Below are 15,693 nucleotides of genomic sequence, written 5' to 3'. Positions count from 1 at the left end.
GAGCGGGAAACGAGTCTCGAACTCGCGACCTCAACCTTGGCAAGGTTGCGCTCTACCAACTGAGCTATTCCCGCGTTGTCTCGCAATCAATTCGTTGCGAGACCGAAACTATAGCAAAGAAAAAATCCGCGTGTCAACCAACCCCCGCCATTTGCGTCGCGCGGGCGAACGCCTCGCGCGTCCAGCCCCTTCCCAGCAGGAACATGCGCGTGTGCAGGTCGTTCAGCACGGATTCGCTCACCCGGTCGCCGAGGTAGGTCATGCGCTTGCGGCGCAAATCGACGTAACCCAGCTCATAGCGCCTGGCCAACGATCGCCACAAGGCATGGGCCCCGACCGATTGCCGCGCACCACTCAACAGGCACAGCCCCGCATTCAGGGCCCATTCGTAAATCGATGTCGACAGGCCCCTGCCCTGGTAGCCCAGGGCATACTTGGAATGCGGTGCGCGGACATACGGGTCCGCACGCCGGCTGACCTCGATCAGCCTGTTGAACACCGTATAACCAGCCAGCCGCTTCATGGCCACGTCTTCTACATAGACGTAGTACTCGCCGTCCGCCTCGCGATAGCGCAGCACCAGGCCCGGCATGTCGGTCCCCACGACCGGCATGCCGTACATGGCATCGCCGGGCGTATTCATCCTTCCGTACAGGACGTCGAGTTCGCGGGCCACCTCCTCGGGCCCGTGCTGGACGTCGATACGCAAATAGATGAGGTGTGGGATCAGGCGCCAGACCTGATCAAGCGCGAAAGTAGACAGAGGCCGCCTCCTATCGTTCCATGGCAAAAAAGAAGCGCCGCACCGGCGGACCGGTGCGGCGCTCGGTGACTCATGCATTATTGCAGCGTGCGGGTGAAGACGAACTTGCCTTCGCTCCAGTCGACGGGCACCACGTCCTTGGGCCCGAACTTGCCCTCGAGAATCAACTTGGCGATGGGGTTCTCGATCTCCTGCTGGATCGCCCGCTTCAACGGCCGGGCGCCGAACACGGGATCGAACCCGGCGCGTGCGATCTGGGCGACGGCTTCATCCGACACCTCGAGCCGCATGTCCATCTTGGCCAGACGCTCGGCCAGGCGCTGCAGCTGCACCCGGGCAATAGACTCGATGTGCTTGCTGTCCAGGCTGTGGAACACCACCACCTCGTCTATCCGGTTCAGGAATTCCGGACGGAAGTGCTGCTTGATCTCGTCCCAGACGACCGCCTTGATCACGTCGTACTGTTGACCGGCCATGGCCTGGATCTGCTGCGAGGCCAGGTTGGAGGTCATCACGATGACCGTATTGCGAAAGTCCACCGTTCGCCCTTGGCCATCGGTCAGCCGCCCATCGTCCAGCACCTGCAACAGTACGTTGAACACGTCCGGGTGGGCTTTCTCGACTTCGTCGAGCAGGATCACGCTATACGGCTTGCGGCGCACTGCTTCGGTCAGGTATCCACCCTCTTCGTAGCCCACGTAACCCGGCGGCGCGCCGATCAGCCGTGCCACGGAGTGCTTTTCCATGAACTCGCTCATGTCGATGCGCACCATGTGGTCGTCGGAGTCGAAGAGGAAGTTTGCGAGTGCCTTGCTCAGCTCGGTCTTGCCTACGCCGGTCGGCCCCAAGAAGAGGAAGGAGCCATACGGGCGCTGCGGATCGGCCAGGCCGGCGCGCGAGCGACGGATGGCGTCGGAGACGAGCCGCACGGCTTCGTCCTGCCCGATGACGCGCTCGTGGAGCTTTTCCTCCATGTGCAGCAGCTTGGCACGCTCGCCCTGCAGCATCTTGGAGACCGGAATGCCTGTTGCGCGCGAAACGACTTCGGCGATTTCCTCGGCGCCCACTTCCGTGCGCAACAGCCTGGGCTTGTCGTCCGAGGTCGCCGCCTTTTCCTTGCGCTCAGCCGACTTGAGGCGCGCCTCGAGCTCAGGCAGCTTGCCGTACTGCAGCTCGGCCAGTTTGTCGAACTGGCCCTTGCGCTGCAGCTCGCTCATTTCCGCGCGCACCTTCTCGATTTCTTCCTTGATCGATTGGGCGCCCTGCACCGCGGCCTTCTCGGCCTTCCAGATTTCCTCGTAGTCGTTGTACTCGCGCTGGAGCTTGTTCAGCTCCTCCTCGAGCAGCTGCAGCCGGCGCTGCGAGGCCTCGTCGGTTTCTTTCTTGACCGCCTCGCGCTCGATCTTGAGCTGGATGATGCGGCGGTCCAGCCTGTCCATGACCTCCGGCTTGGAGTCGATTTCCATGCGTATGCGCGCGGCCGCCTCGTCGATGAGGTCGATCGCCTTGTCCGGCAGGAAGCGGTCGGTGATGTAGCGATGCGACAGCTCCGCCGCGGCCACGATGGCCGGGTCGGTGATGTCGACCCCGTGGTGCAGCTCATAACGCTCTTGCAAGCCGCGCAGGATGGCGATGGTGGCCTCCACCGAGGGTTCGTCCACCAGCACTTTTTGGAAGCGGCGCTCGAGCGCGGCATCCTTTTCGATGTACTTGCGGTACTCGTCCAGCGTGGTCGCGCCTATGCAGTGGAGCTCTCCCCGCGCCAGGGCGGGCTTGAGCATGTTGCCCGCATCCATGGCGCCCTCGGCCTTGCCGGCGCCGACCATGGTATGCAGCTCATCAATGAAGACGATGTTCTTGCCGGCATCCTGGGCCAACTCCTTCAGGACCGCCTTCAGGCGCTCTTCGAACTCGCCCCGGAACTTGGCGCCGGCGAGCAGCCCCGCCAAGTCGAGCGACAGGACCCGCTTGCCCTTGAGCGTCTCAGGCACCTCGTCATTGACGATGCGCTGGGCCAAGCCCTCGACGATGGCGGTCTTGCCCACGCCGGGCTCCCCGATCAACACTGGGTTGTTCTTGGTGCGGCGCTGCAGGATCTGGATGGTACGGCGGATCTCGTCGTCGCGGCCGATGACCGGGTCGAGCTTGCCTTGGCGGGCGCGCTCGGTCAGGTCTATCGTGTACTTCTTCAGCGCCTCGCGATTGCTTTCGCCTTCCTGCGAATCGACGGGCGCCCCGCCCCGCACGGCGTCGATGGCGGCCTCCAGGGCGCGGCGTTGCAAGCCGGCCTCGCGCAGCAGCCGCCCCGCCTCGCCCTTGTCGTCGGCCAGGGCCAACAGGAACAGCTCGCTCGCGATGTAGGTGTCGCCGCGGTTCGCTGCCTCCTTGTCGATCTTGTTGAACAAGGCCTGGAGTTCGCGGCTGACTTGGATGTTCGCATCGCCGCCCTGGACCTGGGCCAGGCGGCCGATGGCAGCGTTGACCTCGGCTGTCAGCCGGTTGACGGCCACGCCGGCCCGCGCCAGCAGGCTGGCCGCTCCGCTGTCGGGATCGGACAACAGCGCAGCCAGCACGTGCAGGGGCTCGATGTAGGGATTGTCGTTCCGGGCGGCGAGGCTTTGGGCATCCGCAAGCGCCTGCTGGAACTTGGTAGTGAGTCGGTCGATTCGCATAGTTTTCACGCCAATAAGTGGGGGCCGTCGGCCCGGATACTCTGGATGTGAGGTCGATTCGAGCGGTTTCAATCCCCTACATCGCACAGGGGAAATCCCGTTATACCACCCGTCTTCCGGCGCGACGCCGGCCCTTACGCGCGCAGCCGGTCGAGCGCCTCGTCCAGGCGATCCACGGCCCAGACCTCCATGCCCTCGATGGGCTGGCGCGGCGCGTTGGCCTTGGGAATCAAGGCGATGCTAAAGCCCAGCTTGGCGGCTTCGCGCAGGCGCTCCTGGCCGCGCGGGGCCGGGCGGATTTCCCCGGCCAGCCCGACTTCGCCGAAGGCCACCATGCCGCGTGGCAGTGGCCGGTTGCGCAGGGAAGAGACGATCGCCAGCAGCACCGGCAGGTCTGCCGCGGGCTCCGTGATCCGGACCCCGCCCACGGCATTGACGAATACGTCTTGGTCGAACGCCGCCGTGCCTGCGTGGCGATGCAGCACGGCCAGCAACATGGCGAGCCGGTTGCCCTCCAGGCCGACCGACAGGCGGCGGGGGTTGGGCGAATTGGCCGTATCCACCAAGGCCTGGATTTCCACCAGCAGCGGGCGGCTACCCTCTTGCGTGACCATGACGCACGACCCAGGCACCTGCTGCTGGTGCTGCGATAGAAAAAGCGCCGAAGGATTCGCGACCCCCTTCAGCCCGCGATCAGTCATGGCGAACACGCCGAGCTCGTTGACGGCGCCGAAGCGATTCTTGAAGGCGCGCACCAGGCGGAACGACGAATGCGTATCGCCCTCGAAATACAACACCGTATCGACGATGTGCTCGAGCACCCGAGGCCCCGCCAGGGCCCCCTCCTTGGTCACATGGCCGATCATGACGATGGTCACGCCCGTCTGCTTGGCCATGCGGGTCAGCTGCGCGGCGCATTCGCGCACCTGGGCCACGGATCCGGGAGCAGAGGTCAGCTGCTCGGAATAGAGCGTCTGGATCGAATCGATCACCGCGACTTCCGGCGCATGTTCCGTCAGGGCGGCCTGGATGGCCTCTAGCCGGATCTCGGCCAGCAAATCCACGCTCCGCGTATCCAGGCCGAGGCGGCGCGCGCGCAGGGCAACCTGGTCTCCGGACTCCTCGCCGGTCACGTACAAGACTTTGCGATGGGAAGACAGCGCCGCGAGCGCCTGGAGGAGCAGCGTGGATTTGCCTATGCCGGGATCGCCGCCGATCAGCACCACGGCACCTGCCACCATGCCGCCTCCCAGCACGCGATCGAATTCGTCTATGCCGGTGGGAAAACGCTGCATTTCCCTGGCCTCGATGTCCGCCAACTTGCGCACCGGCGCGCTGGCCGCAAGCGGCGCATACCGGTGCGCGCCTGCGGCAGGACCCGCAGTCGACGCAACCGTTTCTTCCAGGGTGTTCCAACCGCCGCAATGCGGGCATTTGCCTTGCCACTTCGGCGCGGTGCCGCCGCACTCGGTACACACGTAGACGGTTTTCGCCTTTGCCATGGTCACTCCTGGAAATGCACTGGCACCCGCGGCGCGAGGGCGCACAGCAATTCGTATCCGATGGTGCCCGAGGCGGCCGCGACTTCGTCCACGGATAGCCCGTGGTCGCCCCACAGCGTGACGGGCGCGCCCACCTGGGCATGCGGCACCGGGGTTAAGTCCACGGCAAGCATGTCCATGGACACCGTGCCCAGCAGGCGGGTCCTCACGCCCGCCACGACGATGGGCGTGCCGGTCGGCGCGTGGCGCGGATAGCCGTCGGCGTAGCCGCAGGCCACCACGCCGATGCGCATCGCACCCTCCGCCCGGTACCGCCCCCCGTAGCCCACGGCATCGCCGGCGCGCAGGTCCTGCGTGGCGATGAGGCGGGATTTCAACGCCATCGCCGGCCTCAAGCCCAGCGATTCGGCGCTCTCATCCGCGAACGGACTAGCCCCGTAGAGCGCGATGCCGGGACGCGCCCAGGCAGCCGCCACTTCTGGATAGCGCAGGCTCGCCGCCGAGTTACACAGGCTGGCCGGGCCCGGCAGCCCGGCCGTGGTTCGGCGGAACACGTCGAGCTGGGCGGCGATTCCTTCTTCCGTATCGGCCGTCGAAAAGTGAGTCATATGCCCCACCTGCCCCAAGACGCCCCGCCGCTGCAATTCGACGAGCCGGGCGTAGGCGCCGGCATAGGCGGCTGGCGTAAACCCCAAGCGGTTCATGCCGGTGTTGAGCTTGGCAAAGACGTCTATGGGGCGCGGCGCCTTGGCCTGCGCGAGCCAGGCCAACTGGTCAGCATGGTGGACGGCCAGCGTCAATCCGTACCGCCCCACCACTTCGAGGTCGGACGCTTCGAATATGCCTTCGAGCAGCAGGATCGGGCCCTGCCAGCCGGCTTCCCGGCAGCGCACCGCTTCCGCAAGGTCCAGCATGGCCAAGCCGTCTGCCCCGCGGAACCCGGCCACTGCCCGCTCGATTCCATGTCCGTAGGCATTGGCCTTGACGACGGCCCAAACCTTGGCCGAATCGCCGGCCGGACGCGCGGCGTCGAGGCGGCGGCGGACGACTTCGAGATTGTGGGAAAGCGCGGATCGGGAAATGCAGGCGAAAATGGGACGAGGCATGGTGCAGAACGAAACCGGCGCGCGGCGCCGGATTGGCAAAAGGAAAGTGTAGCCCCAGCGGATGAGAAAAGCAGGATGCGATGTGCCATGCGACGGCGACTGCGAACCGGTATCATCGGCGCCGGACCGTTCCCACACCACCATGTCTGCCGGCCACTACGAAAACTTCCCCGTCGCTTCCCTGTTGCTCCCCCGGCACTTGCGCGTCGCGGTGCTCGATATTTACCGCTACGCCCGCGCCGCGGACGACATTGCCGACGAAGGCGATGCGCCGGATCAAGCACGGCTGGCGGCATTGGCGCGCTTCGGTGCGGAGCTGGACCGGATCGAGGCCAAAACGTGCCGGCCGGGCGCGATGCCGGAGGAGGCCATGCCTGCGGACCTCGCTCCCATCTTCGCGCCGCTGGCGGCCACTGTCGCCCGCCACAAGCTGCCGCTGGAGCCGTTTCGCCGTCTGCTATCGGCTTTTTCACAAGACGTCGTCACCAAACGGTATGCCGACTGCGCCGCTTTACTCGACTATTGCCACCGTTCCGCCGACCCTGTGGGAGAACTGCTGCTGCACCTATACCGGGCGGCAACGCCGGAGAACCTCTCCCAGTCGGACGCCATTTGCACCGGCTTGCAATTGACCAACTTCTGGCAAGATGTCGCCATAGACTGGCGCAAAGGCCGGGTCTATATTCCCCAGGAGGACCTGGCGCGCCATGGGGTAACCGAAGCAGATATCGCCCACGGCCAGTGCTCGCCCGCATGGCGCGCCCTCATGGCCTTCCAGGTTGAGCGCGCCCGTGCGCTGTTACACTCCGGGGCGCCGCTTGCGCGGGCCCTGCCCGGCCGCGTGGGTTGGGAGCTGCGGCTGGTCGTGCAAGGCGGGCTGCGCATCCTGGAACGCATCGAAGCCTGCGGCTACGACGTGTTCCGGGCCCGGCCGATGCTCACGAAAACCGAGTGGCTGAGGCTCGGCTGGCGCGCCCTGCGCATGCCGCGCGCTTTGCCCGCATCCTCTTCCCCATCATGACCCCTGACCAGTACTGCCAGGAGAAGGCCGCGCAAAGCGGCTCGAGTTTCTACTACAGTTTCCTGTTCCTGCCCCCCGAGCGCCGCCGCGCCATTACGGCGCTATACGCCCTGTGCCGGCAGTTGGACGATGCCGTGGACGAAACCAGCGAAGGCTCTGTAGCCCGCCTGAAGCTGGCATGGTGGCGGGCCGAGATCGACAAACTGTTCGAAGGCAGGCCCGAACACCCCGTCACGCGTGCCCTCGCGCCCCACCTCGTTCCGTGCGGCATCACGCGCGATCGGCTGCAGGCCATCGTGGACGGCATGGAAATGGATCTCGAGCAGACGCGCTATCTCGATTTTCCTGCCCTACAACGGTACTGCCGGCTGGCTGCAGGCGTGGTGGGAGAACTCTCGGCGGGGATCTTTGGCTACGCCCACCCCCAAACCCTGGTCTTTGCAGACCGCTTGGGCCTGGCGTTCCAATTGACCAACATCATCCGGGACGTGGGCGACGACGCCCGAAAGGGCCGCATTTACCTGCCGGTGAACGAGCTGCAGCAGTTCGACGTGAAAGCGGCCGACATCCTCAACGGACGCTATTCCGAAAAATTCTCGGCGCTGATGCGCTTCCAATGTGCACGCGCCCGGCAAACATATCGCGAGGCGCTAGACCTGCTGCCGCCAGGCGACCGTCGCGCCCAACGGCCGGGCCTGATGATGGCCGCCATCTACTACGCACTGCTGGACGAAATCGAACGTTCAGGCTACGAAGTGCTGCACCAGCGCATTTCCCTGACGCCTTTGCGCAAGCTCTGGCTGGCGTGGAAAACCTACGTGACCGGCGGTCGGGCCCTGTGGCGGCAGATAAAGGCGTAAGCCCAGCGCCGCGCGCCGCCGTCATCGGCGCAGGCTGGGCGGGGCTGGCCGCTGCGCAGCGATTGTCCCGGCGGGGATTCGCCGTAACGGTCTATGAGGCCTCGCGTGAAGCCGGCGGCCGCGCGCGCACCGTGGTGCACCGCACCGGCGAGCTTTTCCCGCAGCCGTTGGACAACGGGCAACATTTGATGTTGGGCGCCTACGAACAGACCTTGGCGCTGATGCGCGAACTCGGTGCGGAGCCCGAGGCACGGCTGCTGCGCACGCCGCTGCGGCTGCCATCGGCCGACGGCGACTTCGACCTGCGGGCGCCGCGGCTGCCCTCCCCGCTCCATGCAGCCTGGGCCTTGCTAAGCGCGCGCGGACTGACGCCGGCGGGCCGCTGGGCGGCGCTTCGGTTTGTGGCCGGCCTCAAGAAGCTGCATTGGTACCCACCCGGGGGCGCCACCGTGGCCGAGCTCGTCGCCAGGCTAGGGCAGCCGCAAGCCGTCGTTGCGCGGCTCTGGCGCCCGCTGTGCCTCGCCGCGCTCAATACCCCGCCCGACCAAGCTTGCGCCCGGCTGTTTGCTGCCGTGCTGCGCGACAGCCTGGATGCGCCGCGCCAACACAGCGATTTGCTCTTCCCGCGATGCGACCTGTCGTCGCTCTGGCCACGCGCGGCTGCGGCGCGGCATGCCATGCGCTATGGGCATGCCGTCCGGCAACTCACCGTGGATGAGAATGCGGTCATCGTCGACGGAGAACGCTACGACGTCGCCGCCCTGGCCACGCCGCCGGGCGTTGCGGCCCAACTGCTGCCGCACCATCCTCGGATGTGCGAAGCGCGGCGTGCGATGCTCAGCTTCCGCTACCTGCCCATCGCCACCCTGACGCTTTGCCTGGCTGCGCCCTTCCCGCTCGACTTCCCCATGCTCATGCTGGCGGAAGCCCCGGCACGCGGCCACCTCGGCCAATGGGTCTTCGACCGCGGCACCCTGCTGGGCCGCGCGGACGGCCGCGGCGAGCTCGCCGTGGTCGTCAGCGCCGCAACGCCCCTCCTGGAACGCGACCATGCGGCCAGTGCCGCTGCCCTGATCGAACAACTGCGGGAACAGCTGTGCAGGCGTAGCGGACGGAGGCTGCCGACGGTGCTAGGATGGAAGCTGCTGGTCGACAAGCGCGCAACCTTTGCGGCCACGCCCAACCTCTTCCGGCCAGACAACGCCACCGCGTGGCCGCGGCTCGCGTTGTGCGGGGACTGGACCGATACCGGTTACCCGGCGACGTTGGAAGGTGCTGTGCGCAGCGGCCTGCGGGCTGCCGACCTGCTGGCCGACGCGCTCGCCCAGGCAACGAGGCGCAATCGATAGGTTTTAGCCCTGCTGCCAGCGTTGCGCGGCCTGGTCATCCGAATCTCGGGCTTCGACCCAGCGCTCGCCCCGGTCCGTCGCCTCCTTCTTCCAGAACGGCGCCTGGGTCTTGAGGTAGTCCATGATGAACTCGCAGGCGGCGAAGCATTCGCCTCGATGCCTGCCCGCGACGCCGACGAATACGATCTGGTCCCCCGCCGTAAGCGTCCCGACGCGGTGGATGACACGCACCGCATTCAACGACCAGCGCCCGTGGGCCTGTTCGACGATGTCGGCCAGCGCCTTCTCCGTCATGCCCGGATAATGCTCGAGCGTCAGCGATGCGACGTGGTCGCCCTCATTGACGTCGCGCACCGTGCCGACGAAGGTGACGATGGCCCCGACCGAAGGATCGCGCCGCATGGCGGCGATTTCCGCGCCGGCATCGAAATCGGACGTCTGTACGCTGACCGACATAGGTGCCTCGTCAACCGCCGGTGACCGGCGGAAAAAACGCGATTTCGTCGCCCGGCTGCAAGGGTTCGCCGGCCGGCACCATGGCATGGTTGCGCGCGGCACGCACGGCGCGCTCGGGCGCGAGCGCCGTAGCCCACGCCCCGCCCCGCTCGGCCAGCCACTTGCGCAACTCGCCTACCGTGCGCACGCCGTCGGGCAGTTCCACGGCTTCTTTCTCCCGACCCAGGGCCTCGCGCAGCGAAGCGAAAAACAGAACGTCGACTTTCATGACTCAGCCCAGTAAATCAGCATAGCTGATGAATTGAACCATATCGCCGCGGCGAATCGTCTGTCCACCCGGGTTGTCGACGACACCGTCGCCCCAGACCGTGGAAGTCAGCACCGAGGACAACTGGTTGGGGAACAGGTCGAGCCCGCCCTGCTCGTTGCGGCGAACCCGCAGGAACTCGCGGCGCCGATCGGCCTTGGGCCAATCGAAGTCGGCGCGCATGGGTACGCGCACCGGGGCGCACGCCCGCGCGCCCGCGAGCTTGAGCAAGAGCGGCTTGACCAACAGCCCGAAGGTCAGGAAGCTCGACACCGGATTGCCGGGCAGGCCGATGAATATGGCCTCGGATCCATCCTCCCGGCGCAGGCGGCCGAACGCGAGCGGCTTGCCCGGCTTGATGGAAAGGCTCCACATGTCGAGCCTGCCCAGCGATTCGACCGCTGGCTTGACATGGTCTTCCTCGCCCACCGACACCCCGCCGGTGGTGATAATGAGGTCGTGGTGCTGCGCCGCCCGCTTCAAGGCGGATTGCGTCGCGACGAAATCATCCCGCACCGCGCCGAGGTCGCTATGCACGACCGGAAGCGAGGCCAGCATGCCCTGGAGCAGGTAGCGGTTGGAGTTATAGATCTTGCCCGGCGGCAGTGGCTCGCCCGGGGTCACGAGCTCATCACCGGTGAACAGCGTGGCGACGCGCAGGAGCGGTCGCACCGACAGGGTCGGTATGCCCACCGAGGCGGCCAACCCGACGTCCTGGGCGCGCAGGCGCGTCCCGGCCTGCAGGATGCGGCTCCCGGCCTCGATGTCGCAGCCTTTGGCGCGTATCCAGGCGCCGGCCTCCACTGGTTTGGTGAATATGACGCGGTCGCCCTCGACTTCGGCTTCTTCCTGCATGACGACGGCATCGGCACCCGGCGGAATCTCCGCCCCGGTGAAAATGCGCGCCGCCGTTCCGGGCTCCAGCGGTTCCGGCACCGCTCCCGCGGGGATGCGCTGCGATACAGGCACGCCTGCAGCAAACAACGCTGCGTCGGCCGTGCGGACGGCATAGCCGTCCATCGCCGAGTTGTCCGCGCCGGGCACATTGATGGAAGCAGTCACGTCGGCCGCCAGGATGCGGCCCACGGCGCGTACCAGCTCGACCTGCTCGGCCGGCCGATTCACCGGCTCGACCGCGAGCAGTATTTCGAGCGCTTCATCCAAGGAAAGCAGATTCGCACGAGGCTTCACTATCGACTCCTTCGCGGCGCACGCGAGCGGGGCGCCGCACTGTCACCGCTGCGCCTTCAGACGGCGTGTGCGGCAATCAAATCCTTGATGGTCTGCACGTCGGGATCGACGGTCTGTACGCGCTGCGGCAGCTGCTCGATATTCTCGAAGCCAGCGGGACGCGGCGCGGGCTGGCCCAGGGCCTCTTCGATGGTGGCCGAGAACTTGACCGGCAACGCCGTTTCCAGCACCAGCATGGGCACGCCCGGCTCGACGTACGGCCGCGCCACCTTGACGCCGTCCGCGGTGTGCGGGTCGATGACCACGCCCGTTTCGGCATGGACGCGCCGGATGGTCTCCAATCGATCGGCATGCGTGCTGGTCCCGGCCACGAAACCGTACTGCTCGAACCGGGGCTTGTAGGCCGACAGGTCGAACGAACCCTTGTCCGCCAGTTCGTCCCACAGCGCTTTCACGCGCGCGGCATCCCGGCCCAGCAAATCGTAGACGAAGCGCTCGAAGTTCGAGGCCTTGGAAATGTCCATCGACGGGCTGGAGGTTTCGTAGGTCTCGCTCGAGCCGCGCGGCCGATAGACTCCGGTGCGGAAGAACTCTTCCAACACGTTGTTCTCATTGGTGGCGAGCACTAGGCGGCGGATGGGCAGTCCCATGCTGCGCGCGACGTGGCCGGCCAGGATGTTGCCGAAGTTGCCCGACGGCACCGCGAACGAAACCGGGGCCATCGGGTCCTGCGCCCCTTCGGTGGCCATGCGCCAGCCGTGGAAGTAGTACACTACCTGGGCAGCGATGCGGGCCCAGTTGATGGAGTTGACCGCACCGATGCGATGCGTGGTCTTGAACGTCAAGTCGGCGCTGACGGCCTTGACGATGTCCTGGCAATCGTCGAACACCCCACGCACGGCGATGTTGTGGATGTTGGCATCTTGCAGCGAGTACATCTGGGCGCGCTGGAACGCGCTCATGCGGCCGGCGGGCGAGAGCATGAACACCGCCACGCCTTTCTTGCCGCGCATCGCATACTCGGCCGCCGAGCCGGTGTCGCCCGATGTCGCGCCGAGGATGTTGAGCGTGGTGCCGCGTCGCGCCAACACGTATTCGAACAAATGGCCGAGGAACTGCATGGCCATGTCCTTGAAGGCCAGGGTCGGCCCTTCGGAGAGGCCCAGCAGGGAAATGCCGTCCTTGAGCGGCTTGAGCGGCGCGATGGCCTCGCCGCCAAACACTTCAGGCCGATAGGTCGCGCGCGTGAGCGCACGCAGGTCGTCCCCCGGGATATCGGTGATGAACAGCTTGAGCACCTCGTACGCCAGGTCGGCATACGGCAGCGACCGCCAGGCCTGGAGCTGTTCAGGCGAGACCTGCGGGATGGCCTCGGGCACGGCCAGGCCGCCGTCGGGCGCCAATCCCTCCAGCAGGACGTCGGTGAACGGTTGCGGCGCCATGCCGCCGCGGGTCGATAGGTATCTCATGTCAGTTTTCCATGCTGCTCGCCGCCCTCAGGGCCGTGGCGTCCCAAGGTACCGCGTATCCGGTTCTGCTATGCCAGGTTCTCGATGCGCAGCCGCGTGACCTTGGACAACACGGTGGGCAGCGCCTCGATGTGGGCGATGGCGACGTTGACGTTCCGCTCCAGCGCCTCGTGGGTCAGGAAAATGATGTCGGCTTGGCCCGCGTCCGCACGCGGCTTCTGGATCATCGACACGATGGAGATCGACGCTTCGGCCAAGATCCGCGTAATGTCGGCCAGCACGCCCGGCTGATCCGTCACCGCCAGCCGCAAATAGTAGGAGGTCGTGATGTCCTCGATCGAGAGGATGGGCCTATCGGTAATGGCTTCGGGCTGGAACGCCAAGTGCGGTACGCGATGCTCCGGATCGGCCGTGTGCAGCCGCGTCACGTCCACCAGGTCGGCGACCACGGCCGAAGCGGTAGGCTCCTCGCCGGCACCTTGGCCGTAGTAGAGCGTCGCGCCGACCGCATCGCCCTTGACCATGACTGCGTTCATCGCACCTTCGACATTGGCCATCACCCGCTTGGCATCGACCAGGGTCGGGTGGACGCGCAACTCGATCCCGTCCGGACGCGCCTTGGTGATGCCCAAGAGCTTGATGCGATAGCCGAGCTCTTCGGCGTAGCGGATGTCTTCCTGGGCCAGCTGCGAGATGCCCTCGACGTGCGCCTTGTCGAAGCGAATGGGTACGCCGAACGCAATGGACGACAAGAGCGTGAGCTTGTGGGCGGCATCCACGCCTTCCACGTCGAACGTGGGATCGGCCTCGGCATAGCCCAGGCGCTGCGCCTCGGCGAGCACTTCGGAGAACGGCTGGCCGCGCGTGCGCATCTCGCTGAGGATGAAATTGGTGGTGCCGTTGATGATGCCGGCCACCCATTCGATCTGGTTCGCGGAGAGGCCTTCACGGATGGCTTTGATGATGGGTATGCCCCCGGCCACGGCCGCCTCGAAGGCCACCATCACTCCCTGTTCGCTGGCCCGGGCGAAGATTTCGTTGCCGTGCTTGGCAAGCAGCGCTTTGTTGGCCGTGACGACGTGCTTGCCATGCGCAATGGCCTCCAAGACGAGTTCCCGGGCCAGCGTGTCGCCGCCGATGAGCTCCACGACGATGTCGATCTCAGGATCGCGGACGATCTGGAAGGGGTCGGCCACGACTTCCGCGGCTTCGCCGACGCGGGCCTTGGCCTTGGCAAGGTCGCGCGCCGAAACTTTGGTGGCGACGATGTGCCGGCCGGCGCGACGGGCGATCTCTTCGGCGTTGCGGGCGAGGACTTTGAACGTACCGCCGCCTACGACGCCCAGGCCCAGGAGGCCTACTCGGATGGGTTCCATGCTGTTTTCGGGCAAAACTCGGGTTCTTCGAACAAAGATGGTTGGTCGATCGGGTTAGTTTCGATGCCGTGCCGGACGGCATCGAGCGGATGCTCGACACGCGCTACTCGAACCGCACCGGGCAGGCGCGGGGCTCTGCAGCGTGGATCGCACGGTTCTGGCCGGACCGCATCTGTCAGGCCCTCCCCTTCTGCGGCCCGTCATGGCCTCGTCGGGGACAAACCTCCAGTGTAACGGACTCTCCCGAGTCCGGGGGGAAGACGGGGTTGAATCCCGCGGCGCACGCGGAAGCCGGCAGGGGGCGGGGCGCACCAGGCGGCCCCTGCTCCCCGCTACACCTTGATCAATCCGTCTTTGCGGAACATTTCCTTGATGCCGCGTATGGCTTGCCGCGTGCGCTGTTCGTTCTCGATCAGCGCAAAGCGCACGTGGTCATCGCCGTACTCGCCAAAGCCTATGCCCGGCGATACGGCCACATGGGCGTCGGCCAGCAGGCGCTTGGAGAATTCCAGCGAACCCAGCGACTGATACGGCTCGGGGATCTTGGCCCAGATGTACATCGAAGCCTTGGGGACCTCGACCATCCAGCCCGCCTCGTGCAGGCCCTTGACCAGCACGTCGCGGCGGCGCTGGTACTGGGCGACGATTTCCTTGACGCAATCCTGGGGCCCCTCGAGGGCGGCAATGGAGGCGACCTGGATGGGCGTGAAGGTGCCGTAGTCGTGATAGCTCTTGATGCGGGCGAGCGCGTTCACGAGCTCCTTGTTTCCCACCATGTACCCCACGCGCCATCCGGCCATATTGTAGCTCTTGCTCATGGTGAAGAACTCGACCGCCACGTCGCGCGCGCCCGGCACCTGCATGATCGAGGGCGCGACGTAGCCATCGAAGGTGATGTCGGCATAGGCGAGGTCGTGCACCACGAGGATATCGTTCTCGCGCGCCAGCGCCACCACCCGCTCGAAGAACGACAAATCGACGCACTGCGCGGTGGGATTGCTCGGGAAGCCGAGGATCATCATGCGCGGCTTGGGTATGGATTCCTTGATCGCGCGCTCGAGCTCGGCGAAGAAATCCACGCCCGGCGTCATCCGCACCGAGCGGATGTCGGCGCCCGCGATGACGGCACCGTAGATGTGGATGGGATAGCTGGGATTGGGCACCAAGACGGTATCGCCGCGGTCGAGCGTCGCGAGCATCAAGTGCGCCAGCCCTTCCTTGGAGCCGATGGTGACGATGGCTTCCGAATCCGGATCGATGTCGACGCCGTAGCGGCGGCCATACCAGTCTGCGATGGCCTTGCGCAGGCGCGGGATGCCCTTGGACACGGAATAGCCATGCGTCTTGCTGCGCTTGGCTGCCTCGACCAGCTTCTCGACGATGTGCGGGGGCGTATCGCCGTCCGGGTTGCCCATCGACATGTCGATGATGTCTTCGCCGCGTCGTCGCGCCGCCATTTTCAACTCGGCCGTAATGTTGAAAACGTAAGGCGGAAGACGCTTGATACGCGAAAACTCCCGGGGGGAGGAGCTGGACATGATCGAATCCTTAATGGGGAGGGGGATGGTCCTCCTCGCGCGCGCTTCCCCTCGAAGGGGCGACTCCGGCGGACCGAACGGGG

13 protein-coding genes and 1 tRNA gene are annotated in these 15,693 nt (G+C 66.0%); 3 read left to right on the top strand and 11 right to left on the bottom strand.

Features of this window, described 5'->3' with window-relative positions:
• Position 1 precedes the first annotated feature (1 nt).
• From Q0319_RS05465 to alr, 5 genes are all read right to left on the bottom strand, one after another.
• A tRNA-Gly gene (locus Q0319_RS05465) sits at positions 2 to 74 on the bottom strand.
• 59 nt (positions 75 to 133) lie between these two features.
• Complete coding sequence (locus tag Q0319_RS05460; RefSeq protein ID WP_299451378.1) at positions 134 to 709, bottom strand: N-acetyltransferase; 576 nt, start codon at positions 707 to 709, stop codon at positions 134 to 136.
• Between the two features lie 131 nt (positions 710 to 840).
• Positions 841 to 3,435 carry an ATP-dependent chaperone ClpB gene (gene clpB / locus Q0319_RS05455; RefSeq protein ID WP_296466623.1) on the bottom strand — a complete coding sequence of 865 codons (2,595 nt, stop codon included), beginning with the start codon at positions 3,433 to 3,435 and terminating at the stop codon, positions 841 to 843.
• Between the two features lie 134 nt (positions 3,436 to 3,569).
• Positions 3,570 to 4,937 (bottom strand): DNA repair protein RadA, encoded by a 1,368-nt coding sequence (gene radA / locus Q0319_RS05450; RefSeq protein WP_296466624.1) that lies wholly within the window; start codon positions 4,935 to 4,937, stop codon positions 3,570 to 3,572.
• Between the two features lie 2 nt (positions 4,938 to 4,939).
• On the bottom strand, positions 4,940 to 6,043 hold the full coding sequence (alr, locus tag Q0319_RS05445; RefSeq protein WP_296466625.1) for an alanine racemase: 1,104 nt from the start codon (positions 6,041 to 6,043) through the stop codon (positions 4,940 to 4,942).
• A gap of 142 nt (positions 6,044 to 6,185) precedes the next feature.
• Here alr and hpnC point away from each other — a divergent pair, with 142 nt between their 5' ends.
• From hpnC to hpnE, 3 genes are read left to right on the top strand one after another with little or no spacing between them, the layout of a single operon-like run.
• Complete coding sequence (gene hpnC, locus Q0319_RS05440; RefSeq protein WP_299451377.1) at positions 6,186 to 7,064, top strand: squalene synthase HpnC; 879 nt, start codon at positions 6,186 to 6,188, stop codon at positions 7,062 to 7,064.
• Positions 7,061 to 7,924, top strand: a complete 864-nt coding sequence (hpnD, locus tag Q0319_RS05435; protein ID WP_296466640.1) for a presqualene diphosphate synthase HpnD — start codon at positions 7,061 to 7,063, stop codon at positions 7,922 to 7,924. Before hpnC ends, hpnD begins: the two co-directional genes overlap by 4 nt.
• Positions 7,903 to 9,273 carry a hydroxysqualene dehydroxylase HpnE gene (gene hpnE / locus Q0319_RS05430; protein WP_296466627.1) on the top strand — a complete coding sequence of 457 codons (1,371 nt, stop codon included), beginning with the start codon at positions 7,903 to 7,905 and terminating at the stop codon, positions 9,271 to 9,273. The genes hpnD and hpnE overlap by 22 nt, the downstream gene beginning before the upstream one ends.
• A 3-nt stretch (positions 9,274 to 9,276) precedes the next feature.
• Here the strand turns inward: hpnE and moaE are convergent, their stop codons facing one another.
• The 6 genes from moaE to alaC all read right to left on the bottom strand — a co-directional run bounded on the left by moaE (position 9,277) and on the right by alaC (position 15,610).
• Entirely contained in the window at positions 9,277 to 9,729 is a 453-nt protein-coding gene (moaE, locus tag Q0319_RS05425) for a molybdopterin synthase catalytic subunit MoaE (RefSeq protein ID WP_296466628.1), read from the bottom strand.
• 10 nt (positions 9,730 to 9,739) lie between these two features.
• Entirely contained in the window at positions 9,740 to 9,997 is a 258-nt protein-coding gene (gene moaD, locus Q0319_RS05420) for a molybdopterin converting factor subunit 1 (protein ID WP_296466629.1), read from the bottom strand.
• Positions 9,998 to 10,000: 3 nt separating this feature from the next.
• Positions 10,001 to 11,209 carry a gephyrin-like molybdotransferase Glp gene (glp, locus tag Q0319_RS05415; RefSeq protein WP_296466643.1) on the bottom strand — a complete coding sequence of 403 codons (1,209 nt, stop codon included), beginning with the start codon at positions 11,207 to 11,209 and terminating at the stop codon, positions 10,001 to 10,003.
• Positions 11,210 to 11,283: 74 nt separating this feature from the next.
• On the bottom strand, positions 11,284 to 12,696 hold the full coding sequence (thrC, locus tag Q0319_RS05410) for a threonine synthase (protein ID WP_296466630.1): 1,413 nt from the start codon (positions 12,694 to 12,696) through the stop codon (positions 11,284 to 11,286).
• Positions 12,697 to 12,764: 68 nt separating this feature from the next.
• Positions 12,765 to 14,072 (bottom strand): homoserine dehydrogenase, encoded by a 1,308-nt coding sequence (locus tag Q0319_RS05405; protein ID WP_296466631.1) that lies wholly within the window; start codon positions 14,070 to 14,072, stop codon positions 12,765 to 12,767.
• 332 nt (positions 14,073 to 14,404) lie between these two features.
• Positions 14,405 to 15,610 carry an alanine transaminase gene (alaC, locus tag Q0319_RS05400; protein WP_296466633.1) on the bottom strand — a complete coding sequence of 402 codons (1,206 nt, stop codon included), beginning with the start codon at positions 15,608 to 15,610 and terminating at the stop codon, positions 14,405 to 14,407.
• Positions 15,611 to 15,693: the final 83 nt, after the last annotated feature.

The sequence above is a fragment of the uncultured Pigmentiphaga sp. genome, from assembly GCF_937950555.1.
Taxonomy (GTDB): domain Bacteria; phylum Pseudomonadota; class Gammaproteobacteria; order Burkholderiales; family Burkholderiaceae_B; genus Pigmentiphaga.
The sequence above is the reverse complement of the archived record's forward strand: the minus strand, read 5'-3'. Positions and strand labels throughout refer to the sequence as shown.